This window comes from Sorangium sp. So ce128, assembly GCF_051525245.1.
Taxonomy (GTDB): Bacteria; Myxococcota_A; Polyangia; order Polyangiales; family Polyangiaceae; genus Sorangium; species Sorangium cellulosum_B.
This window is the reverse complement of record NZ_CP150313.1, coordinates 900,444-922,864: the sequence shown is the minus strand read 5'-3', so window position 1 is coordinate 922,864 and position 22,421 is coordinate 900,444. Positions and strand designations below refer to the sequence as shown.

Annotated in this window: 16 protein-coding genes; 1 reads left to right on the top strand and 15 read right to left on the bottom strand. The window is 71.2% G+C overall.

Annotated features, from left to right (window positions below; translation table 11 throughout):
* Positions 1 to 162: 162 nt before the first annotated feature.
* Positions 163 to 630 carry a Tudor-knot domain-containing protein gene (locus WME82_RS03635; RefSeq protein ID WP_437549458.1) on the bottom strand — a complete coding sequence of 156 codons (468 nt, stop codon included), beginning with the start codon at positions 628 to 630 and terminating at the stop codon, positions 163 to 165.
* 234 nt (positions 631 to 864) lie between these two features.
* Here WME82_RS03635 and WME82_RS03630 point away from each other — a divergent pair, with 234 nt between their 5' ends.
* Positions 865 to 1,365 carry a YchJ family protein gene (locus tag WME82_RS03630; RefSeq protein ID WP_437297724.1) on the top strand — a complete coding sequence of 167 codons (501 nt, stop codon included), beginning with the start codon at positions 865 to 867 and terminating at the stop codon, positions 1,363 to 1,365.
* 83 nt (positions 1,366 to 1,448) lie between these two features.
* On the opposite strand, the gene WME82_RS03625 is transcribed toward WME82_RS03630, so the two are convergent.
* From WME82_RS03625 to WME82_RS03560, 14 genes are all read right to left on the bottom strand, one after another.
* Entirely contained in the window at positions 1,449 to 2,690 is a 1,242-nt protein-coding gene (locus WME82_RS03625) for a patatin-like phospholipase family protein (protein ID WP_438041685.1), read from the bottom strand.
* The gene (locus tag WME82_RS03620; RefSeq protein ID WP_437744140.1) at positions 2,687 to 3,562 is read right to left on the bottom strand and encodes a CPBP family intramembrane glutamic endopeptidase; all 876 of its coding nucleotides are present in this window, start codon (positions 3,560 to 3,562) and stop codon (positions 2,687 to 2,689) included. The genes WME82_RS03625 and WME82_RS03620 overlap by 4 nt, the downstream gene beginning before the upstream one ends.
* An 83-nt stretch (positions 3,563 to 3,645) precedes the next feature.
* A complete protein-coding gene (locus tag WME82_RS03615; RefSeq protein WP_438041684.1) occupies positions 3,646 to 5,325 on the bottom strand; it encodes an L-aspartate oxidase in 1,680 nt (559 codons plus the stop codon).
* Positions 5,326 to 6,273: 948 nt separating this feature from the next.
* On the bottom strand, positions 6,274 to 6,441 hold the full coding sequence (locus WME82_RS03610) for a hypothetical protein (RefSeq protein WP_438041683.1): 168 nt from the start codon (positions 6,439 to 6,441) through the stop codon (positions 6,274 to 6,276).
* Positions 6,442 to 6,510: 69 nt separating this feature from the next.
* Positions 6,511 to 7,275, bottom strand: coding sequence for a PP2C family protein-serine/threonine phosphatase (locus tag WME82_RS03605; protein ID WP_438041682.1), 765 nt, complete (start codon positions 7,273 to 7,275; stop codon positions 6,511 to 6,513).
* Positions 7,276 to 8,134: 859 nt separating this feature from the next.
* Positions 8,135 to 9,691 (bottom strand): hypothetical protein, encoded by a 1,557-nt coding sequence (locus WME82_RS03600; protein WP_438041681.1) that lies wholly within the window; start codon positions 9,689 to 9,691, stop codon positions 8,135 to 8,137.
* 35 nt (positions 9,692 to 9,726) lie between these two features.
* Entirely contained in the window at positions 9,727 to 10,350 is a 624-nt protein-coding gene (locus tag WME82_RS03595) for a hypothetical protein (protein WP_438041680.1), read from the bottom strand.
* Positions 10,351 to 11,401: 1,051 nt separating this feature from the next.
* On the bottom strand, positions 11,402 to 12,985 hold the full coding sequence (locus WME82_RS03590) for a hypothetical protein (RefSeq protein WP_438041679.1): 1,584 nt from the start codon (positions 12,983 to 12,985) through the stop codon (positions 11,402 to 11,404).
* 20 nt (positions 12,986 to 13,005) lie between these two features.
* The gene (locus WME82_RS03585; RefSeq protein WP_438041678.1) at positions 13,006 to 14,121 is read right to left on the bottom strand and encodes a PEGA domain-containing protein; all 1,116 of its coding nucleotides are present in this window, start codon (positions 14,119 to 14,121) and stop codon (positions 13,006 to 13,008) included.
* Between the two features lie 596 nt (positions 14,122 to 14,717).
* Positions 14,718 to 16,211 carry a hypothetical protein gene (locus WME82_RS03580; RefSeq protein WP_438041677.1) on the bottom strand — a complete coding sequence of 498 codons (1,494 nt, stop codon included), beginning with the start codon at positions 16,209 to 16,211 and terminating at the stop codon, positions 14,718 to 14,720.
* Positions 16,212 to 16,315: 104 nt separating this feature from the next.
* Positions 16,316 to 17,422 carry a PEGA domain-containing protein gene (locus WME82_RS03575; RefSeq protein WP_438041676.1) on the bottom strand — a complete coding sequence of 369 codons (1,107 nt, stop codon included), beginning with the start codon at positions 17,420 to 17,422 and terminating at the stop codon, positions 16,316 to 16,318.
* A gap of 14 nt (positions 17,423 to 17,436) precedes the next feature.
* Positions 17,437 to 18,537: a hypothetical protein gene (locus WME82_RS03570; protein ID WP_438041675.1), complete on the bottom strand. Its 1,101-nt coding sequence runs from the start codon at positions 18,535 to 18,537 to the stop codon at positions 17,437 to 17,439.
* Positions 18,538 to 18,566: 29 nt separating this feature from the next.
* Positions 18,567 to 21,134 carry a protein kinase domain-containing protein gene (locus WME82_RS03565; protein WP_438041674.1) on the bottom strand — a complete coding sequence of 856 codons (2,568 nt, stop codon included), beginning with the start codon at positions 21,132 to 21,134 and terminating at the stop codon, positions 18,567 to 18,569.
* Complete coding sequence (locus WME82_RS03560; protein ID WP_438041673.1) at positions 21,134 to 22,354, bottom strand: serine/threonine-protein kinase; 1,221 nt, start codon at positions 22,352 to 22,354, stop codon at positions 21,134 to 21,136. Before WME82_RS03560 ends, WME82_RS03565 begins: the two co-directional genes overlap by 1 nt.
* Positions 22,355 to 22,421: the final 67 nt, after the last annotated feature.

The following is a 22,421-nucleotide window of genomic DNA, read 5'->3' as shown; positions in this document are numbered from 1 at the left end:
CGCGCACCCGTGGGGGCGTGCCCGTGGAGGGCGTGCGGCACGCATCGAACGTCAGCCAGGCGGCGCACTCTTGCGATCGCCCAGTCAGAAATTCGGCGCGGCTCTTAATTCGGCCCCATGGACAGCGCCAGGGGGAAAATGATCGCGCGTGAACATTTCACGCTACTTGGCTTGAATCCTGGAAAGCCCGACCGTCTCGTCCCACTCGGATCCGTAGCCGTCGTAGTGGATGCGGTAGCGCTCTTGCCCCACGATGCCGGTGACGACCGCCGGGTACATCTGCCCGTGCCACTCGACGCGGACCCTGTCGCCGATCTTGTAGACGTTGGTCTGCGACGCCTGCAGCCCCTTGCTCCGGACCTTCGGCGGCGGCGGCGGGTGGACGACATTGCCCTCGACGAGGCCGCGGATCCGTTCACGAGGTACAACTTCGTCCCAGATGTCGTCGTATCCCTGGTAGTGGATCTTGAACTTCGTCGGGCCCAGGACCTCGATGACCTCCGCCGGGTAGACGTTCCCTTCCCACGTCACGAGGACATGATCGCCGATGGCGTATTGGCGCTTGCAGCCCCCCAGAACCAGGGCGAGGGCCAGGAGGAGGGCCGCGGCGTGAGCGCGCGCTGCGGGCATACTTCCCGCCCGCCTTACCGTCCTCGCCGGCGCCCCGCAAGAGGCTTCGCTCAGGGACGCGCGCGGGTCGGCCCTGGACGGCGCGACGGCGCCGGGCCACGCCATGCCGTGCCGGGCCGTCCTGCCGCAGGCCGCGCCATGCCGTGCCGGGCCGCCCTGCCGCACGCCCGCCGCGCCCCATCTCGACGCCCCCAGGGCGCTGCAACGGGGCACGAACCCGTGTAGAGAACGCCCATGACCCGAGATGTTCGTCCTGGTACGGGGACCCTCTCCCGCCCGTGCCCGTGCGGCTCGGGGCGCTCGTACCGCGAGTGCTGCGCCCCCTGCCATCTGGGCGATCGCGAGGCGCCCGACGCCGTGGCGCTGATGCGCTCGCGGTACGCCGCGTTCGCCGTCGGAGACACCGCCTACCTCTGGCGGACGCTGCACATGGGCCACATCGACCGCGGGCGCGACAGGGATCAGGTGCTCCGCGAGCTGAAGGTGACGATCCATCACCACCGGTACCGGGGCCTCCAGATCCTCGACAGCCTGCAGAGCGGTGACTCGGCGTCGGTGCTGTTCCTCGCCAAGATCTTCGAGGCAGGCGTCGATCGATCGTTCGTCGAGCTGTCCGATTTCCTCCACGACGGCGAGGGCTGGCGCTACCTCCACGGCGTCGCCATCCCGCGCGCCCGCATCAGCGTCCCGCCCGACGAGCTGACGATCGCCCGTTTCTCATCCCTCGCCAGCTGACCGGCCCTCGCCGGCCGAGCGGGCGCTCGGGCGGCCGATGCGCCCTGGGCCCGCTGACCAGGTTCTCGGGTCGGCGATGCGCCTCAGCCAGACGACGGGCCCGACGCGCGGGCCTCGTGCCACCCCATCGCCTCGACCACGGCGCGGTTCTTGTCCATCCACACCGCGATGCGCTCGCGCGTCGTCCGGTAGGCGTACTCCAGGATGGCGCGCCGCGCGCGCAGGTTGGCGGGGTTGTGGAGGAACAGCAGCGCGTCGTTCCGCGCGGGCTCGAGCACGAGGACCTGCATCTTGCCCTCGGCGAGCGCGCGCCCCACCGCCTGGTGGAGCCGCGCGTGCGCCCCGATCCGCATCGCCTGGTTGAAGATCCAGAGCATGCCCTTGTCGCGCACGCTCTCGCGCACCCCGTGCCCTGTCGGGACGGGGCGGTGCGCGGTGGAGACGGGCACGAGCGGGCTCACGACGATCGTGAGGTCCACGCCGGCGGCCTGCGCGAGATCGAGGTGCGCCACGTGGCCCAGCCCGCCGTCGAGGTAGTGGCGGTGCTCGACGCGCACCGGCGAGAAGAACAGCGGGAGCGCGAGCGACGCCGCGCAGGCGAGCGACACCGGGACGTGGTCGAACCCCTCGGCGCCGAAGACGACGCGCTCGCCCGAGTCGAGGTCGTGCGCCGGGATGCGCAGCGTCCGCGGCATCGCGCGGAACGAGTTCGGGATGCCGCGCCTCAGGAAGAACTCGCCGAGGAACCGCTCGTAACGATCGAGCTGGAAGAGCCCCGCGGGGAGCGAGTCGTTGAAGCGATCGAGCTGCTCGAACAGGTACTGCTGCGCCGGCGCGTTCGGGGTCGCGTCGCCCCGGGTCGTGAGCCGGACGATCGCGTGGCGGAGCGCGACCAGGCTGGTGCTGAGCGCGCGCCGCCACTCGCCGACGTCGATGTGGAGGAGGTGGCTGCGCTCCAGCGGGAAGAAGTTGTCGACCGGATCGAGCAGGGCGCGGTAGAGCCGCTCGATCGGGATTCCGCCCGCCAGGGCCGCGGCCACCGCGGCGCCGCTGCCGTGCCCGAGGTAGAGCGAGAAGCTCTGGTTGTCGATCCCCTCGACGCCATCCTCGAGCGCCGCGAGCGCGCCGATCTGGTAGAGCGCGCCCGTCAGGCCGCCCCCGGGCAAGCAGAGGCTGACGCGCGCTCGCTTCGCCCCGGCGCGCGGAGCGGCGCGGCCCTGGCCGCTCGCGTCCACGGTCCCGGAGGAGCGGCCCTCGCCGTCCCCCGCTGCGATTTGCGCGGATCGGCTCTCGCCGCCGCCTTGGCTCCCGAACGACGGCATCATGAGAGGTCCTTTTCCCTCGCGCGGGCCGCCCCCTCGGCGCGACGGCCGAGGACGCAGGCGAGCGCGGTCAACACGAGCGCAGAGGCGGAGCTCACCGCCACGAGCCACACCGGGCTCGCCGCGGCGTCGGGCAGCGCGGCGCCGGCGGCCGAGGGCGCGCCGTCGGCGGCCCCCGCGCCCGCCGCGGAGAGGAGCGAGAAGCACTGGATGGCGTTGTAGGTGCCGTGGAGGAGGATGGACGGCAAGAGCGAGCCGCTCGCGACGCGGAGGACGCCGAGGGCCGCGCCGAAGATGCCGATCGGCAGGAACTTCTGCCACCCGACGTGGGCCACCGCGAAGAGCGCGGCCGTGATCGCGATCACGAGCGGCGCGCGGTGCGTCCAGCGCAGCGGGCGGGCGAGCGCTCCCCGGAAGAAGACCTCCTCCAGCGCGGGGCCGAGCACGATGAAGATGAGGCCGAGCGCGGCCCGCTCGGGCGCGCTCGCGTCGACGAAGACCCGGACGAGCTCGGCGTCGTCGATCCCCGACGGCCAGCGCGCCTCGATCGCCGTGTAGAGCGCGGCGATGGGCCCCTCGAGCGCGAAGCCGAGCGCGATCGCCAGCGGATAGAAGGCCACGTGCGTCCCGCGCACGCCGAGGAACTGCCGGATCGACGCGCGGGGCGCGTGCACCTGGAGCACGCCGAAGAGCCCGAGCAGGTACGCCGCGGCCTGGCACGCGAAGCTGCCGATGACGTCGAGCTTCGGCGCCGCCCGGAACGAGCCCGCGCCGTCGAGCGCCGGCTCCATCCGGAAGGAGGAGATCAGGCCGAGCAGGAACAGGAACAGCGCGGTGACGCCCACGGTCCAGCCGATGGCCCCGGGGATCGACATCGGTCGCTCCTCGCCGCCTCGACGGACGAGCGGACCGGGCCCTCCGCCGCTCGGCGGAGGGTCGGGGGTGCCGTGCAGATCGCTCATCGACCTCGCAGATAAGGCAGGACGCCCCGCTTCACGACCGTGTCCGTGCCGAGGCGATCGTTCGTCTCCGGGTAGTCGATCGTCGTGTGCAGCCCCCGGCTCTCGTGCCGGGCGGAGGCGCAGCCGACGATGAGCTCGGCCACGGTGGAGATGTTGCGCAGCTCGAGCAGATCCCGGGTGACAAGGTGCTTCCAGTAGTACTCGCGGATCTCCTCCTGGAGCAGGGAGATCCGCCGGGCGGCGCGCCGGAGGCGGGCGTCGGACCGGACGATGCCGACGTAGTTCCACATGGTGCGGCGCAGCTCGTCCCAGTTGTGGGCGACGACGACCTCCTCGTCGCTGGCGACCGCGTTGCCGACCTGCCACTCGGGCACATCGGGGAACGCGCTCTGCCGGAGCTCGGCGATCTGGGTGCCGAGGCGCGCGGCCGCGCGGTGGCCGAAGACGAGCCCCTCGAGCAGCGAGTTCGAGGCGAGCCGGTTCGCGCCGTGCAGCCCCGTGCACGTGCACTCGCCGATCGCCCAGAGCCCGGGGATCGTCGTCCTGCCGTAGAGATCGGTGGTGATCCCGCCGCACATGTAGTGGGCGGCCGGCACGACGGGGATCGGCTGCGCGGTGATGTCGATGCCGTAGCGCAGGCACTGCGCGTGGATGGTCGGGAAGTGCTCGCGGACGAAGCTCGCGGGCCGGTGGGTGATGTCGAGCAGCACGTAGTCCGAGCCTGTCCGCTTCATCTCGAAGTCGATGGCCCGCGCCACGATGTCGCGCGGCGCGAGGTCCTTGCGCGGATCGTGGCTGGCCATGAAGGCCGTCCCGTCCGGCAGCCGGAGGATGGCGCCCTCGCCGCGCAGCGCCTCGCTCACGAGGAAGCTCTTCGCCTCCGGGTGGAACAGGCACGTCGGGTGGAACTGGTAGAACTCCATGTTCGCGATCTCGGCGCCTGCCCGGTAGGCCATGGCGACGCCGTCGCCCGTCGCGACGTCGGGGTTCGTCGTGTAGAGGTAGACCTTGCCTGCGCCGCCGGTCGCGAGCACGGTCGCCCGCGCGAGGTAGGTCTCGACGACGTGCGGCTTCGAGGCCGGCCGGTGCCGGGGCGCTGGCCGCTCCGAGTCGCGCGGCCGCGGCCCGCCGTTCAGCGCGGCGTCGGTCTCGTCGAGCACGTAGGCGCCGGCGCAGATGTCCGGCCCCCCGAACCGGGAGAGCGGGATGAGGTCGATCGCCGTGTGGTGCTCGGCGAAGCGGATGTTCGGGTTCTGCCGGGCCTGCTCGAGGAGCGCACGCTCGATCTCGAGGCCGGTCGCGTCGGCGGCGTGCACGATCCGCCGCGCGGAGTGCCCTCCCTCGCGCCCGAGGCGCACCTGGCCGTTCTCGTGATCGAACTGGGCGCCCCGCGCGATGAGCTCGCGCACCCGCTCGGGCCCCTCCCGCGCGCAGATCTCGACGACCACCTCGTGACAGAGGCCCGCCCCCGCCTCGAGCGTGTCGGCGATGTGCGCCTCGGGGGAGTCGTCCGGGGCGAAGACCGCGGCGATGCCCCCCTGGGCGTACTTCGTGTTGGATTCGTCACGCGCGCGCTTGGTGACGATGATCACCTCGCCGTGCTCGGCCGCCTCGAGCGCGAAGGTCAGCCCAGCCACACCGCTACCGATGACGAGGAAATCGGTCGTTATCGCCACGGCCAGGAGGGTAGCAGGAGCGGGGCGCACGGAGGTAGGCCGTGGTGCGCTTCCTGCGTGCGACGGCGCTGCGGCCGGGCGTTCGGGCGGGAGGCCGGGGAGAGCCGAGCGCCGGCGTGAGCCTGCGCGAGGTGTGGGCGCGCGCACGGGCTGATCGCGCTCATGGCGGAGCGCCTCGGCCGCTGCCGACGCGCGCCGGGGCGCACGTCGCGCGCTCGGGCTCGCAGCGCGAGGTCATGAGCGCAGTCCATCCATCAGAAGCCGCGACTCGCGCAAAGGCGCGCCGCGCGCAGCAGCTCGCGATGCGCAGCGAGGATGCCGGAGATGCGGTGTCCTGGCACAACACGACAGGTTCCCGGAGAGCCCATCAGAGCCAGCGTCCCCCACACCCGCTGGTTGACTCGCTCGATTCAGCCCCTTCGTGAAGGGGCCTCTCGGTCAAGAGTCCTCGCTTCTGCGGTGCACCGAGGGCACGAGCATCAGCTTGGGGCGACGCTTGCTTCGCGCTTTAGGGCCACCTGCCGGGCGTGGGTTCTTCGCCCACAAGAGGCTCTGCGACGCGGGCAGTCTGGGCCCTGACGGCGGCGCGAGCTCCTCCGCCGCCGCCTCTTCGCGAGCGGCCCGCTCCGCGATGCAGTGCATACAATACTTCTCAGGATCCCAGTCGATGTCCTCGAGACCCAGCCTCCGTACCCACATCCGCTCCCACTCGCCCATCTTGCTCAAGCTGGGGCGCTTACCAGAGGGAGGGGGGTCGTCTCCGCGGGACCTTCGGCGCTTCGGCATGGGGCTCCTTGAATTCGGGCGGCGCCCATTCTGCCGGCAACGAATGAGCTCGCCAAGGGGTTTCTTCGAATCATCGTTGCCGTTTTGCCGAGTTACGTTCAGCCCTCCGAAATTGCCACGAAATCATACCGTCTCTCATTTTTTCTGCAGCGCTCGCCGCGATCAGCAGTCCAGCGGGCTCTGCTCGCCGCTCCGCTCCCTCCCCGGGCAGTCCACCGCAGCCGCGGGGTTCGCCGCTGCCTCCGCTCGCTCCGGCGCCGGCCTGACTCCCGGGAAGATCGCCTCCCCACCCTTCGCGCCGTCACCTTCGCCCACAAGAATTCTGCCCACCCCGGCCCGTGCTCGTCCCTCCGGGCCTTCGCGCGCTCCGGCGCTGCTGCACCGCTCCTCCTGACGAGTTCAACCCACAGACCCCGCAACACGTGCCAGGACGCACATTACCTGCTCGGGCTCGCCGTTCTCATGAGCGCAGTCCATCAGCAGGCTCGCCGCCAGGCGCAGCTCACGGTGCGCTGCGAGGATGCCGGCGATGCGCTGCTCGGACACCGAGCCCCAGAGGCCCCCCGAGCACGCGAGGAAGATGTCACCCGGCTCCGTGTCCTCGACCTGGGCCGTCATCTCCACCGCTGCGTCGCAGCCGAGCGCGCGTGTGGCCGCGCTGGCGTGTTGCCCCAGCATGGCTGGGGCATCCGGCGAGGTGGATCCGTCCAACGCTCCACCGTCGAGCGCCGCCCCCTTACGCGTTCGCGCCTCCAGCTTCCCCCCACGGAACCGGTAGATGTGTATATCGCCGGCGTAGACGATATACGCCGCCCCTGGCGCGAGCAGTACACCGGCGAATGTCACCTGCACGCCGCTCGGTCCGGGCCCCGGACGTTCGTCCTCGGAGCGGCCTGTTCGGCGCGGGCTCATCATGAGCCGCACTTCGTCCCGGCACTGCGGCGCGATCATCTCACCAGCACCAAGATCGTCCACGCTGGCTGCCTCGACAGCGGGATGCACCATCTCGATCGCCGTGGGGGAGACGACCTCTCCGCCAAGCCGGCCCGTGACCAGGAAGAGCCCCAGGCAAGGCAACTCCCCAGAGCGCTCCTCGTTGCTCGCACGACGCCTCGACACAAGGGCCTCGGCCCCTGCCTCGATGGCGATCGTTGGACGCACCATCCTCCACCTCGCACGCTCGTCGCAAGGACGAGCCGAGTCAGCGCGCACCACGCTCGCGGTGCGCCGGTCTCCTGTTCTGTCGCCCAGCGCGCTGCGCCGTCGCCGTGCGCCCTCGGCGTGCTCAGGCCGTCAGCGGCTGCTCGCTCGAGCTGGGAGCTCGCGACGGGACCTTTCGCTCAAGCGCTCAAAAATCATCGCGCACGAGACGCGCCAGTCGAACCATCTTCAGCAGCAGCCGCCTGCAGCGGCCCTTGCTCCGCCTGCTTCGCCTACCCGCCCTCGGTGGAATCTTCTCCCACCCAGGGCTCAGCCGCAGCTTCGATCGGCTCCCCGACCGTGATGCCAGCTCCTCCATCACCGCTTCCCAGGCCGCTCGCTTCGCGATGCAGTGCTCGCAGTGCAGCTCGGGGTCCCACTCCACATCCTCGAGACCCAGCCTGCGCACCCACATCCGCTCCCACTCCCCCATCCCGCTCGGGCTGGGGCGTCTTCCGGAGGGAGGGACATCGTTTCCACTGGAATTCCGGCGCATCGGCAGGGCGCTCCTTGGGATCGAGCGGCGCGCATACTGCCGGCCACGAAAGAGCTCGCCTAGCGTTTTCGTCCAGAAATCGATGTCTTTCGATTACTTACGCGCAGCCAGGCCGGGTCATCACAAAATCGTACGGTCGTCCTCACTTTCTCCACCGCTCGCCGGTGGCAGCAGCCCGGCGGGCGCTGCTCGCCGCCGTGCATGGCACCTGCGGGAGACGGCTCGCCCTCTCGATGGCGCGTCGCGCGATCGTCGGGGTCGCCTCCATCACACGTCGCGACGGAAGGCGGCACCGGAGAGGAGACCGCCCGCTGCCTCGTCGCTCACTTACGGAAGTTGCTGCTCCGCCGCCGCCGTGCCTTCTGCGCCCGCGTTGTCCGCCACGTTGTTGCTCCCGCCGGGCCCCCCGGCGCCCGGTGTGCCCGGTTCCAGCGTGGTCTGCCCTCCCTGCTTCACCGCCTCGCCTCGGTACGCGATCGCGAACGATGGCCCGCCGAGGCCTCCTCCTCCTGGACCGCCGTTACCTCCCTGGCCTCCCTTCCCGCCATCGCACGCGTGCTTCGACCCGCCGACCCCCATGCCACCAGCACCGCCGAGCCCGCCCGATCCGCCCGGCTGAAGGTCGCCGCCGGCACCTCCCTTGCCCCCATCGCCTGCCTTCAGCACGCAGTCCTTCAGCGTCACCTTCCCCTCCACGCTCGCCAGGGCGATGCTCGCTCCGCCGGCTCCGCCGCCTTGGCCGGGCAGCCCGCCGCAACCACCAGGGCCGCCGCTGCCGCCGCTCGCGCCAGCTCCCGGCATGGCGCCTGGGCAGATCGCCGCGCCACCCTTCGTGCCCCCGCCTCCGCCGCCGCCCTGCGCTGGCTTACCCGTTCCGCCGGCTCCGCCGTTCGTACCGGCGTAGCCCGACGAACTCAGTGTGCCGAGGCCGCTCGCAGGCTCGCCGGCATCACCCGGCGTACCGTCGGCGCCGCCATCGCCCGTTCCGTTCGGTTCAGGACCACCGCAACTCCAAGCCTCTGCCGGTGGTTCTCCGACACCTGCCGCCCCAAATGGCCCACTCTGACCTATCTGGCCGGCATTGCCGTTGTTTACCCTTCCAGCGCCGCCTTCTCCGCCAATCGACAGCGCGCTGCCGCACGCGTTCTCCACCTGCCCGCCTCCCGGTAGCCTTTCATCGGGCGCTCCTGATGTATCAACATCGCTGCACGCGTTCGTTCCGGCGTTCCCAGGAGGCGCCGGCGCCGGCCTCTCGCTCGGCGCATCCTCTCCCTCCGCGCCATCCGCTCCGTTCCCCGCGATCAACTCGCACCGCGCCAACTCCGCCGTTGCTCCATCCACCAGCACCGCTATCGACGACCCGCCCGCCTTCGTCGCGCTCGCAGCGCGCACCGCGAAGCTCCGCACCTTTGCCCCGCTCGCTCCCTCCCCCAGCGTGAGCGCGATCTGATCCGCCGGCCCCTCGATCGCGCTCCGCGCCTCTTCGCTCCACGTCCACCCCGCCCCGCAGTCAAAGCCCCCGATCATCTCGACCCCGGCCTCGATCGTCACGCTCTCAGCGAACGGCTCGATCACGCACGCCAGCACCCGCTTGCCGTTCGCGTTCGCTACTGCCTCCCCGAGCGACGCGTACGGCCTCGCCTTCGTCCCGTCTCCCCCCGCTTCCGCTGTCGCGCTCGCGAACACCGCGCACTCGTCCGTCACCGTGCTCGCGTCCTTCGTCGGGTCCGCCTCGCATGCGGGGTTCGGCACGCTGCCGCCACCACCGTCGAGATGATGAGGACACGTGAGCAGGAACTCGCAATCATCCGCCAGCCCGATAGACAGATAGTCGCACCCGCTCACCGCCATGGAAACTGCACCCCAGCTCATCAACCACGTCATCCATCTGTTCCTCATTGTGCTCACCCTCGCCTCGCTCACCACACTCCCACGATGAAGACACCGCCCCCGTCTGCGTACGTCTGGGGCAAGACGCGCAGCGCGCGACCCGCCGATGTGGCGCGTTGAGGCCACAGTGCATACGTGGCTGCGGCAATCGCCAGCGCCCCCGACGCGGCATAGCTGACCACGGACACCGTACCGAAACGAGCCGCGCGCCCCGCCTCACGCTCCATGTCGCGGCATCTATAGATCAAGTCGCTCGGCGGCTCGATGCACTGTCCGTGCATCTGCTGGATCTGCGCTCGATGTCCGTCCGCGTCGCTCCGCGCATTTCTCGACGCCACCGTCATCCCGATCCCGACGCCGAGCCACACCGCACTCGCCGCGCCCAGCGTGATCACCGACACCCAATTCCTTCTCTTGTCCGGCAGCGGTCGCGGCTCCACCAGCACCGTCGGCGGCCCCGCCACGAGCCCGACGATCCCCGCACCCGTCGCGCTCCCGCCCCCCTCCGTCGTCGCTCCCGGGGCTGTCGACGCCTCGTTCTTCGCCGGCGCCGCGTCGGCCGTCTCTCCCATAGCCACCCGCACCCGCTGCTCGCACCACGCAGTTCGCGCGGGGGTGCTGACGACAACAGCGATGAGCACGAGAATGCCCACCCCCGGCCCATGCTCGGCCCTGCGCGCCTGCGCGCGGTCCGCCCCTCCCATGTCCCGCGCTACGCGCCGGACGCGAGGGGCCTCCTGAGGCACGGGGACGTTCGAGCCGGCGCGGCGGCTCCGCCATCCCGCCGCGCCGGGCAGCTCTCGCGCGAAGCAAAAGCGACCTGCTGCCGGGCTCCCTTCAGCGACCGTCGGATAACATCCGCTCTCGCGGCCCGACGCAGAAGAAGTCAGCAGGTCAACGGTACCTCCGCCCGCGCCTTGGGCAGTCCACTCTGTGGTGGTGAAGTTGTCAGCGCCGGGGAGCCCACCGTGCCGCGTCTCCGCGACAAAAGAATCCCTATCACCCCGGCGCGGGGTGCGTCCAACCATTTCTTGTCTCCTCCTTCAGCTCAGCTGCTCACAGACTGCAGCCCTCTTGTTCGATCAATCGCATTACCTCGAGCCATATACAATTATCACTCGACAGCACGTATTTCTCGCGGCCCGGGGGCTCACAATCGAGTGCATTCCCTTGAGAACTGCGGAATTGCCACGCGACACCATTTTTTCTCGCACCGCCCACAGCTCTCGTTTCCACCGAAGTTGCGGCACGCTCCGCTCGTCCCCAGTTCGCCAGTGTTCCCGCCCGGCCTCGCGTTGCCGCCATCGCCTGCAGTACCGGTGGAGCATCCGCTTGTCGCCGCGCAGGTCACCCGCAGGACACACCTCTCCCCGTCGATCGCGTTCCATGCGATCGCCAACCCTTCTTTCGCCACGCTTCGCGCCGGCGAGCGACGCCGTCGACGACGCCGCCCGCTACCTCATCGGTCGCTTACGGAAACGCCTGCTCCGCCGCTGCAATGCCTTCCGCGCCCGCGTTATCCGACACGTTGCTGCTTCCGCCGGTTCCCCCAGCACCTCGCGTGCCGGGCTGTTGCGTCGTCGGCCCTTCCTGCGTCACCGACTCGCCTCGGTAGGCGATCGCGGACGACGGCCCACCGAGGCCTCCTCCTTCAATTGCATTCCCTTGAGAACTGCGGAATTGCCACGCAGCAACACCTTTTACTCACTGCCCGCAGCTCTCGTTTCCACCAAAGTTCCAACACGCTCCGCTGGCTCCGGGCGTACCCGCGTTCCCGCCCGGCCCCGCGCTGCCACCATCCCCGACTGTGCCCTCGGCGAAGTCCTTCAACACAACCGCTGCGCTCGGTGCCACCGCGTACGCGATGCCCACGGCATGACCTCCCCGACCGCCGGCGCCGGGGCCGCCGGCCCCGCCTGCGCCACCTCGCCCGCCGTCGCAGCCACGGATCGAGGGCGACACTCCCGATGCATCTCCGCCAGGGCCACCGGCCCCGCCGTTTGCTCCGCTCTGACCGACCACTCCATCTCCGCCCTTACCTGCCTTCCCCACCTCCACGGTCACCTCCGTGAGCACAAGCTTCGTCCCCAGGCTCACGATCCCGAGGCTCGACCCGCCCGCCTTCCCACCACCACCGCCCTTTCCTCCGCAGCCGCCGGCTCCGCCTCCGCCACCGCTGGCGCCGGGGCCATCCAGCGGGTTCGCGACGGGCCCGCAGAACAGCCCTGCTTTTGCGCCTCCGCCGCCGCCTCCCCCTTGACCACGCGTTCCAGGTATGCCGATGCCGCCGTCGCCGCCCTCGATTCCGGCCAACGTCAGCGTCGTGTCAATACTGGCCTCCCCAGCAACGCCAGCAGCTCCTGGAGCGCCATCTTCCCCGCGTCTGCAGTTGCCCGCAGCGCCGGCTTGCCCAGCACCGCCTAACCCATATTCGTCGGGGTTCGGCTCCGGCAACGGCGCACCATCCGCACCCTTCTGCCCATTGCCCTCGTCGGTACCCGTGGTCCCGCCGAGTCCACCGGCACCGCCGCGCGTCTCGCCGTCCTGGCACATCGTCACGCCGGGCTCGCCGCCGTAGACGACCTCGCACGCCTTCGACACCACCTCCGATGCGCTCGCCCCCGCGTGCGGCGCCTCCGTCGGCGTCTCGCCGTTCGCACCGGCCATCCCATCGCCGGCCGTCACGTCCACCTGCGCCAGTTCCGCCTCGACGTCCGCCACCGCCACGCCGATCGACGACCCACCTAGCTCCGTCGCGCTCGCCGCGCGGACCGAGAAGCTCCGCACCTTCGCCCCGCTCGCAGCCTCCGACACCGTGAGCGCGATCTGGTTCGCAGGCGCATCGATCGCGCTCCGCGCCTCCTCGCTCCACGCCCACTCCGCCCCGCAGTCGAAGCCGCCGATCACCTCGACCCCGGCCTCGATCGTCACGCTCTCCGCGAACGCACCGCTCGCGCACGCCAGCACCCGCTTGTTCCCCGCGTTCGCCACTGCCTCCGCGAGTGACGCGTACGGCCTCGCCTTCGTCCCGTCTCCCCCCGCTTCCGCCGTCGTGCTCGCGAACACCGCGCACTCGTCCGTCACCGTGCTCGCGTTCTCCGTCGGATCAGCCTCGCACGCCGGGTTCGGCACGCTGCCTCCGGTGCCATCCCACAATCCGCGGTGGTGCTCACACATCAGCGTGAACTCGCAGTCCTCCGCGACGTTGCTCCACACCGTATCGCAACCGGCGGAGCAAACGACAAACCCCAAGGAGCACAGCTTCAAGCGCACTCGATTCCTCTTCATCGCACCCTCGTGTCGGCTCTTCACCATGCCCCCTGCATCACAATCCCCCCGTAACCGACCTGCGTTTCGGGCAGGACACGTACCTTGCCTGACGCCTTGGTCCCCGAGCGCGGCCACAGCGCGTAGGTCACGGCTGCAATGGCCAGCACACCCGACGCCGTGTACGCCACGGTGGCTGCACGCCCGAACGTGTCGACCCGCGAAGCCGTCGATCGGAGATCAGAGCACGCTTGACTGTATGCAGCCGGTGCATCCGGGCAGCCACCACCCGCCTTGAGGATCGCATCCGCTTGCGCGTGCCCATCGGCGCTCGCGTTGTTCGACGCCACCGTCATCCCGATCCCCACGCCGAGCCCCACCGCGCTCGCCGCCCCCAGCGCGATCACCGGCATCCAGCTCCGCTTCGGCGGCGGCGGTAGCGGCTCTATCGGCGCCCCGGGTGGCTGCTGCGCCACTGGCGCACCGGCCCCCGCGCCCGCCCCGCTCGCGCCCCCCGCCGTCTGCCCGACCTGCGCCTCGCTCTTCGCCAGCGCCATCGGCAGCTTCACCTCCGCCGTCGCTCCCTTCGCCACGCTCACCGTCTGGCTCGCCGGCTCGTAGTCCAGATGCCTCGCCTCCACCCGGTGCTCGCCGGGGTCGACGAACACCTCGTCTTCCAGCGGCGCCTTCCCCACGGCCTTGCCGTCCACCAGCACTTCCGCTCCCGCTACGGTGACCGACACCTTGAGCGACCCCACCTGCGCCCGCGACTCCGCCAGCCACTTCTCCGCGTTCGGCTTCAGCTTCGCCACACCCTTCAGCAGCGGCCAGTGTCTCAGCGCGAACGAAAGGTACTGCGCCGCTTCTCGGTGTTTCTTCAGCTGGTACTCCGTGTTCCCTAGGTTGTACGCCACGTCGAACGTCGGGTTCAGCTCCCAGGCCACGAGCAGCGACGCCTCGGCTTCTTGGTACTTGCCCTCCAGATAGAGCGACTTCGCTTTGTCGACGAGTGCCTCGGCGCGCTTCGCCGCGTCGGGGCTGGCAGGCGCCGTCCCTGGCGCGACAGGCGGCGCCGCCGGCTGCGCGGCAGCGATGCCAGGGTCGGTCATCAAGGTCGCAACGGTCAGCACTACAGCTAGCGATCGGCTGGTCATCATTCTGGGTACGTCCTCGACGCCATGGCATTCGATGAGCCACGTTCGTCGTCCCACGCAGCGCGCGCTGGTGTGCAGCACAGAAGAACGGCCACAAGGATGCTGCCCACCCCCGGCCCGTGCTCGGCCCTCCGGGCCTGCGCGCGGTCCGCCCCTCCCAAGTCCCGCGCTGCGCGCGGGACGGGCGGGGCCGCCTGTACCACGGAGACGCTCGCTCCGGCACTGCGGCTCCACCATCCGGCCGCGCCTCGAAGCTCTCCCGCTGCGCAAAAACGACCTGCTGCCGGGCTCCCTTCAGCGACCGTCGGATCACATCCGCTCTCGCGGCCCGACGCAGAAGGACTCAGCAGATCAACGGTCCCTCCGCCCGCGCCTTCGGCAGTCCACTCTACGGTGGTGAAGTTGTCAGCGCCGGGAAGCCCACCGTGCCGCGTCTCCGCGACAAAAGAGTCCCTATCACCCCGGCGCGGGGTGCGTCCGACCATTTCTTGTCTCCTCCTTCAGCTCAGCTGCTCGCGGAGCACGGTGCTCGTCCGTCGCTCCTCCGCATTGCGCTCAGCTCTCAATAATTCTCAGTCGTCCTTACCGCGCTGCTCACTTCACTGGCCGCAGCTCGCATTACCCGTGAAGTCCCAACATTCTCCGCTCACGCCCACCTCGCCGGCATTTCCACCCGGCGCCGTGCCACCGCCTTCGCCCGCTGTGCCCCCAATGAAGTTCGCCAGCGTCACCGCAGCACCCGGCGCCACCCCATACGCGATGCCCACCGCGTGGCCGCCTCGGCCGCCTGCACCGGGACCGCCCAAGCCTCCTTGACCGCCATCGCCACCTCGGCAGCCGATGGATCCACCAAGGGGCGAAGCGGTACCTCCGGTCGCGCCGCTGCCTCCAGCTGCACCACCTCTCCCGCCGGCTCCGTTGCCCCCCTTGCCCGCCTTGCCCACCGCGACGGTCACCTCCGTCAGCACAAGCTTCGTCCCCAGGCTCACGATACCGAGGCTCGATCCACCGGCCTTGCCGCCTCCGCCTCCCTTGCCGCCGCAACCGCCGGCGCCGCCCCCGCCGCCGCTGGCGCCGGGGCCATCCACGGGGTTCGCTGCGGGCCCGCAGAACAGCCCCGCTTTTGCGCCTCCGCCGCCGCCTCCCCCTTGACCACGCGTTCCAGGTATGCCGATGCCGCCGTCGCCGCCCTCGATTCCGGCCAGCGTCAGCGTCGTGTCATTACTGGCCTTCCCAGCAACGCCAGCAGCTCCTGGAGCGCCATCTTCCCCGCGTCTGCAGTTGCCCGCAGCGCCGGCTTGCCCAGCACCGCCTAACCCATATTCGTCGGGGTTCGGCTCCGGCAACGGCGCACCATCCGCCCCCTTCTGCCCGTTGCCCTCGTCGGTAGCCGTGGTCCCGCCGAGTCCACCGGCACCGCCGCGCGTCTCGCCGTCCTCACACGTCGTCGCACCGGGATCGCCGCCATAGACGACGAATGGGCACGCATTGGACACGTCCGCCGGCGCGCTGGCTCCCGCCTGCGGCGCCTCCTCCGGCGTCTCGCCGTTCGCACCGGCCATCCCATCGCCGGCCGTCACGTCCACCTGCGCAAGCTCCGCCTCGACGTCCGCCACCGCCACGCCGATCGACGACCCACCCAGTTCCGTCGCGCTCGCCGCGCGGACCGAGAAGCTCCGCACCTTCGCCCCGCTCGCGGCCTCCGACACCGTGAGCGCGATCTGGTTCGCCGGCGCCTCGATCGCGCTCCGCGCCTCCTCGCTCCACGCCCACTCCGCCCCGCAGTCGAAGCCGCCGATCACCTCGACCCCGGCCTCGATCGTCACGCTCTCCGCGAACGCACCGCTCGTGCACGCCAGCACTCGCTTGTTCCCCGCGTTCGCCACCGCCTCCGCGAGCGACGCGTACGGCCTCGCCTTCGTCCCGTCTCCCCCCGCTTCCGCCGCCGCGCTCGCGAACACCGCGCACTCGTCCGTCAGCGTGCTCACGTCCTGCGTCGGATCCGCCTTACACGCGGGGTTCGGCGGTCCACCGCCGCTGCCGGCCGGCAGGAAGTGCGCGCAGGTGAGCATCAGCTCACAATCCCCTGACACGTCGTTCCACACGACGTCACAACCGCTCGCAGCGAGGACAAGCACAACATTCGCTGCAACCCAGCGCCTTGCTTTCGTTTTCATCGCGTCCTCTTCCGAGCCCTTCACCATGCACCGAGCACGACAACACCAGCGCCCGTCGGATGCGCCGTGGCCACTACGCGCGGCAGTCCCGCAGTTCTTGTCTCTCCACGCGGCCACAGCGCATAGGTCAACGCGGCGGCGGCCAGTACACCCGACGCAACGTAGGCCGCGCCTGCCACATGCCCGAGCGTGTCCACGCGCTCTCCGGCGCGGCTCAGCTCCGCACAATCGTCGACGAACGACGCCGACGGCTTCGTGCACTGCCCTCCAGCGTTCCTGATCGACTGCCTCTGCGCGTGAACGTCGTCGAGCACGTTGCTTCCTGCAACCGTCATCCCCACGCCCACGCCGAGCCCCACCGCGCTCGCCGCCCCCAGCGCGATCACCGGCACCCAGCTCCTCTTCGGCGGCGGCGGCAGCGGTTCCACCGGCACCGCCGGCGGCCCCGCCACGGGCCCGACAACCCCCGCGCCCGCCCCGCTCGCGCCCCCCGCCGTCTGCCCGACCTGCGCCTCGCTCTTCGCCAGCGCCATCGGCAGCTTCACCTCCGCCGTCGCTCCCTTCGCCACGCTCACCGTCTGGCTCGCCGGCTCGTAGTCCAGATGCCTCGCCTCCACCCGGTGCTCGCCGGGGTCGACGAACACCTCGTCTTCCAGCGGCGCCTTCCCCACGGCCTTGCCGTCTACAAGCACCTCCGCGCCTGGCGCGCCGGCCGTCACCACCAGCGCCCCCACCTGCGCTCGCGACTCCGAAAACCGCTGCTCCGCCGTCGTTTTCAGCTTCGCTGCCGACTTCATCAGCGGCCAGTTCCTCAGCGCGAACGAAAGGTACTGCGCCGCTTCTCGGTGTTTCTTCAGCTGGTACTTCGTGTTCCCTAGGTTGTACGCCACGTCGAACGTCGGATTCAGCTCCCACGCCGACTGAAGCTCAGCCTCCGCCTCCACATACTTCTTGTCGGAGTAGAGACGCAGGCCTCGTCGATAAGCCGCATCGGCGCGATTCGCCGCATCGGCGCCAACGAGGGGCGCTTCCTGCGGCGCGGCAGGCTGCGCGGCAGCGATGCCAGGTGCAGCGATCAGCGTCGCCGCAGTGAACAACACACCAAGGGTTCGGCAGTTCATCATCATGGCTCCACGCAATTTCAATCCATCACGTCATCGGCGAGCGGCTTCTCGGTGGGCGCAGGCGCGACCGGCGCCTGCGGAAGGTGCGGAGCAACCCGCGTCGGCCGCGCCGGCGCCGGCGGCGCTGGCGCCTGCGGCTCGCTCGCAGGAGCGGTGTCGTCGAGGCTCGGCTCGAGCGCCTCCGGTGCCGGCGCTGCCGGTGGCAGCAGCTCCGAGGCCTCCGGCGGCGCCTGCGTGCTCCGCGCCGGCATCCCGCTCGACCGCGGCGCCGGCTCCGGCTCTTTCGGCGGCGTCTCTCGCCGCAGGAGCATCGCCAGCACGAACGGGCTGCTCACCGCGATGACCGCCAGCAGCACCATCAGCCACGTCGGCATCCACTGCCGGCGCCTTCCCGTCGACTCCGTGGCGGCCGGCGCCTTCGGCACCGCGACCGGCGGCGGCGTCACCGGCAACAACGACGACGGCAGCAGCGCCTTGTCGATCGGCGGCAGCGCTCGATCCGCCCACTGGCTCTGCGCCGTCGCGCCCTGCTGCTGCACCGGCACGCCGTGCTGCTGCACCGGCACGCCGTGCTGCTGCACCGGCACGCCGTGCTGCTGCACCGGCGCGCGCTGCGGCGCCGCCGCCCCCCCGAACACCGGCACACGCTGCGTCACCATCGCGCCCTGCTGCACCGGCGCGCCCTGCGGCTGCACCGGCGCTCGCTGCGTCATCGTCGCGCCGTGTTGCGCCGCCGCCGCCCCATGCTGCACCGCCGCCCCGTGCTGATGCGCCGCCGTCACCTGCGGTCCTGCCGGCTGCTGCGCCGTCGCCGGAAACGGCGGCGGCACAGCTTGCGCCGGCGCCGCTTGCCCCGGAAACGGCGGCGGCACCGCTTGCCCCGGAAACGGCGGCGGCCCCGTTCGCTCCTTGGCCAGCGCAGGCACCACCGGGAACTGGAACAGCGGCTGCCCTGTCGGCTTCTGCTGCTGCATCTCCGTCAGCGCACGGTCCAGCTCCGGGTTGTTCAGCGCCTGCTGCAGCTTCCGCTCCGCAACCTCAGGATCCGCCTCCCGCCGGATGCTCTCCAGATCCGGAAGGTACTGCCGGATGTCGTCGCTGTCCTTGTTGCTGCCCATCGAAGACCTCTCTCCTCAGCGACCACACACTAGAACGGCCTGCACCCCGCCGTGGCGCATGGCCCGGCTGGCTTCGCGCCCTGTTGCTTCGCAGGCGCGGCCGGCTTCGCGGGCGACGCCTTCTTCCGCTCCTCGATCACCCGCAGAAACGACGGCTTCTGACGCTTCGGCATCGGGTAGAAGTCCCCGTCGTCCTCCGTCTCCGCCGGCGCTGCCTTCACAGGCGCTGCCTTCGCCGGCTCTGCCTTCACCGCCGCCGCTTGCTCCTTCGCCGCCGCCGCTTGCTCCTCGGGAGCAGGCGCCTCGGCCTGCGCTGCCGCCCCCGTCTTCTCCACGGCTCCGGCCTTCACCGCCGCCTCGGCCGTGCTCGCCGCCGCGCTCGCCGTCGCCTCCGGCGCGGGCGCCGCCGCGCTCGCCTCCGGCGCGGGCGCCGTGGGGCTCGCTTCGGGCAGCGGCGCCAGTGCCGCCGCGCTCACCTCGGGCGGCGGCGCCGCCGGCGGTGCCGCTGCCGTCGCCACGCTCGCCGTCGCGCTCTCGGCCGGCGCCGCCGATGCCGCCGGCTCTCCTGTCACCGGCTCCGGCGCCGTGCCGCGCGCCGAGCGCAGCCCCAGCACCGCGCCCACGCCTCCCAGCGTCAGCGCCAGCGCCACCAGCGGCGCCAGCACGTACGCCCTCGGCGCTCGCCGCGGCTGCGTCAGCAGCGCCGCCACCGGCGTCATCGGTGTCTCTTTCCGCAACGACTCCGCCGGCCCCGCGCTCGGTGCCGTCACCGAGCTCGGCGCCGCTGGCCGCGCCGCGATCGGCGGCGCCGTTCCCGGACGCGACGCCTCCGTCGCCAGGAGCTGCGGCGTTACGTACGGCAGCTCCACCTCCTGCGGCCGCTGCGGTGCCGCTCGTCGTGCCTCCCTCAATGGCACGGCGTGCTGCGTCTCCATCACCGGCAACGGCGGCGGTCCCCCATACCCCTGCGCCCCCGCGTGATACCGCTGCGCCCCCGCGTGCGACGCCGGCCCGCCGTACGACGGCGGCATCGGCACCGGCCCACCATGCGACTGCGGCATCGGCACCGGCCCATTATACGACTGCGGTATCGACGCCGGCCCACCGTGCGACTGCGGCAGCGACGGCGGTCCCGCATACGCCTGCGGCATCGGCGGCGGCGCCGCATACGCCTGCGCCCCGCCCTGCGGCTGCGGCATCGGCACCGGTCCCGCATACGCCTGCGCCCTCACCTCCGCCGGCATCGGCGGCGGCCCCGAATACGCCTGCGCCCTCACCTCCGCCGGCGGCTGCGGCATCGCCGCCGCCCCCGCTCGCTGCGCCATCCTCTCCGCCCACGCCCCGGACAGCTTCGCCGTCGACTCCAGCGGCTTCAGCGCCGGCAGCGGCTCCGTATGCCCCACCCCCCGCCCTCGCGGCACGCGCGACGCCGGCGCGAACGGCAGCGCGCTCGCCGGCGCCACGAACTGCTCCAGCGGCGCCGTCTCCCCGTGCACCACCCGCCGCCCCCGCGTCTCGCCCTCCGCGCTCCCTCGCTCCATCCCGCCCTCCTGCCCCGCCTCCTCCTCGCCCGCAGCGCCCTGCTCGTCCTCCACCGGCGCGCTGTCCTCCAGCGCCACCCCCGCGAACGCCGCCTGCCGCTCCGCCTCCAGCCGCTCCCGCGCCAGCCGCTGCGCCAGCACGTGCCCCGCCGGCACCGTCTCTCTCAAGAGCCCCCGCAGGTCCCGCGCCACATCGTCGAACCGCGGATACCGCTCCTCGCGGTCGATCGCGATGCACTTCGCCACCACCGGCCACACGAACTCGGGGCAATCCGGCACGATCTCGTGCACTGGCTCCGGCGCCGCCACCAGGTGCCCTGTCAGCGTCTCCTCCGCCGTCGCCGGCTCGCTGTCGTCCAGGAACAGGTGCTTCCCCGTCAGCACCTCATAAAAAATCGCACCGAACGCGTAGATGTCCGTACGCCCATCCGGCCTCGCCCGCTCCACGCGCTCGGCCTTCCTCGAGCTCGTGTACAGCATCTTCACCTGCTCCGGCGAGATGTACCTCACCGTCCCCACGTCCGGCAGATCATCGGTGTTCATTCCGCCGTCCGCGAACTTCGCTATCCCGAAGTCGAGCAGCCACACGTGCCCTTTCGCGTCCGCCTTCGTCCCCACCATGATGTTCTCGGGCTTCAGGTCGCGGTGCCATATCCCCTTCGAGTGCACGAACGTCATCGCGTCCGCCACCTGCAGCATCACGTGCATCGCGCTCAGGAAGTCCAGCCGATATGCCTTGTTGAGCAGCTTCCTCAGCGTCCTCCCTTCGAGGTAATCCATCACGATGTACGCCACGTGATCCGGCGACACACCCGCCTTCCTCATCCTCACGATGTTCGGGTGCTTCAGCTTCGGATAGAACTTGCACTCCTGCCGGAACCGCCTCGCGAAGTCCTCTCTCTTCAGGTGCCGTGGCAGCATGCACTTGATCGCCACGACATCTTCCGAGTAATCCTCCACTGCCTTGTACACCTCCCCCATCCCACCCGCGTCGATCACCTCCGTGATCCGGTAGTCCAGGAACACGTCCCCGGCCTTCAGCGCCTCCCGCGCCATCACAGGACCCCCATCCCGCGCAGCACCAGCGCCGCCAGCACCGAGAACACCACCGTGCTCGCCAGCGTCAGCCCCGCGAACAGCCGCGCGTCCACCGGCGCCCCCGCCACGCCCGCGCCGGCTCCCGCCCCGCTGCTCCCCTCCGGCCTCGCCTCAAACCCCCCCCTTCTCTGCTGCCCCCACCCCGCCTCCACCTCCGGCCCCGCCTCCACCTCCGGCCCCCGCGCCGCTCCTCCCCACGCCCCCGCCCCGCCCGGCCCTTCCACCACCCCCGGCTCCGCCCCGATCCGCCCCAGCTCCGCCGCGAACGCCTCGGCGCTCTGGAACCGCTCCTCCGGCCGTTTCGCCAGCGCCTTCAGCACCGCCCGGTCCAGCGCCGCCGGGATCGGCTGCGCGGCGTACCGCGACGGCGGGGCCGGCGTCTCCACGACGTGCGCGCGCAGCAGCGCCAGCGTGTCCTCGACATGGGCGAACGGACCGTGCCCCACAACCAGCGTATACATCAGCAGCCCGACCGCATACACATCTGCCCTGGCGTCCACGGGCTGGCACTGCGCCTGCTCCGGCGAGGCCGTCCGTGGCGTCCCCACGAGCAGCCCGGCGTCGGTCGGATACGCCGGCGCGGGCACGGAAGGCAACGGCGCCTCCCCCGGCGCCGCCTCGGCGACCGCGCCGTCGAGCACCTTTGCGACGCCGAAGTCGAGCACCTTCGCGACCCGGGCGCTGCCCGGCGCCGCCGCCCCCGGCGCGCACAGGAACACGTTGTCGAGCTTCACGTCGCGGTGCACGAGCCCCACCCGGTGCGCCGCCGCGAGCCCCGCCAGCACCTGCCGCACCAGATCGATCGCCTCGGCCACCGGCAGCGGACCGCGCCGCTCGAGCTCCTCCCCGAGCGTCGTCCCTCGGAGCCGCTCCATCACGAAATACGGGCGCCCCGACGGCGTCTGTCCCAGATCGAGGACCGCCACCACGTGCGGCGACGACACCGCCGCCAGCGCCCGCGCCTCCACCTGGAGCCGATCCGCGAACCGCGGATCGTGCGCCAGCGCGCGGCGGACGAGCTTCACGACGACCCGCTTCCGGAGCGCGCGGTGCTCCGCCTCGACGACCTCCCCCATGCCCCCACGCCCGAGCACCCGGACCGCCCGGTAAGGTGTCCCTTCCAGCGCATCCCAGGCACCGCCCGAGCGCCCTGAGCCGTCTGAGGTGCCGCGTTCCACCAGCGAGGTCTCCTGAGATGGAAATCACGACCAGGGGGCCGGTTCAGACAAAGAAAATGCACCCCCC

Excerpts from the sequence above, each read along its gene's own strand:
- WME82_RS03635 (WP_437549458.1), bottom strand. The coding sequence starts at position 630 with ATGCCCGCAGCGCGCGCTCACGCCGCGGCCCTCCTCCTGGCCCTCGCC.
- WME82_RS03630 (WP_437297724.1), top strand. The coding sequence starts at position 865 with ATGACCCGAGATGTTCGTCCTGGTACGGGGACCCTCTCCCGCCCGTGC.
- WME82_RS03625 (WP_438041685.1), bottom strand. The coding sequence starts at position 2,690 with ATGATGCCGTCGTTCGGGAGCCAAGGCGGCGGCGAGAGCCGATCCGCG.
- WME82_RS03620 (WP_437744140.1), bottom strand. The coding sequence starts at position 3,562 with ATGTCGATCCCCGGGGCCATCGGCTGGACCGTGGGCGTCACCGCGCTG.
- WME82_RS03605 (WP_438041682.1), bottom strand. The coding sequence starts at position 7,275 with ATGGTGCGTCCAACGATCGCCATCGAGGCAGGGGCCGAGGCCCTTGTG.
- WME82_RS03600 (WP_438041681.1), bottom strand. The coding sequence starts at position 9,691 with ATGACGTGGTTGATGAGCTGGGGTGCAGTTTCCATGGCGGTGAGCGGG.
- WME82_RS03590 (WP_438041679.1), bottom strand. The coding sequence starts at position 12,985 with ATGAAGAGGAATCGAGTGCGCTTGAAGCTGTGCTCCTTGGGGTTTGTC.
- WME82_RS03585 (WP_438041678.1), bottom strand. The coding sequence starts at position 14,121 with ATGATGACCAGCCGATCGCTAGCTGTAGTGCTGACCGTTGCGACCTTG.
- WME82_RS03575 (WP_438041676.1), bottom strand. The coding sequence starts at position 17,422 with ATGATGATGAACTGCCGAACCCTTGGTGTGTTGTTCACTGCGGCGACG.
- WME82_RS03570 (WP_438041675.1), bottom strand. The coding sequence starts at position 18,537 with ATGGGCAGCAACAAGGACAGCGACGACATCCGGCAGTACCTTCCGGAT.
- WME82_RS03565 (WP_438041674.1), bottom strand. The coding sequence starts at position 21,134 with ATGGCGCGGGAGGCGCTGAAGGCCGGGGACGTGTTCCTGGACTACCGG.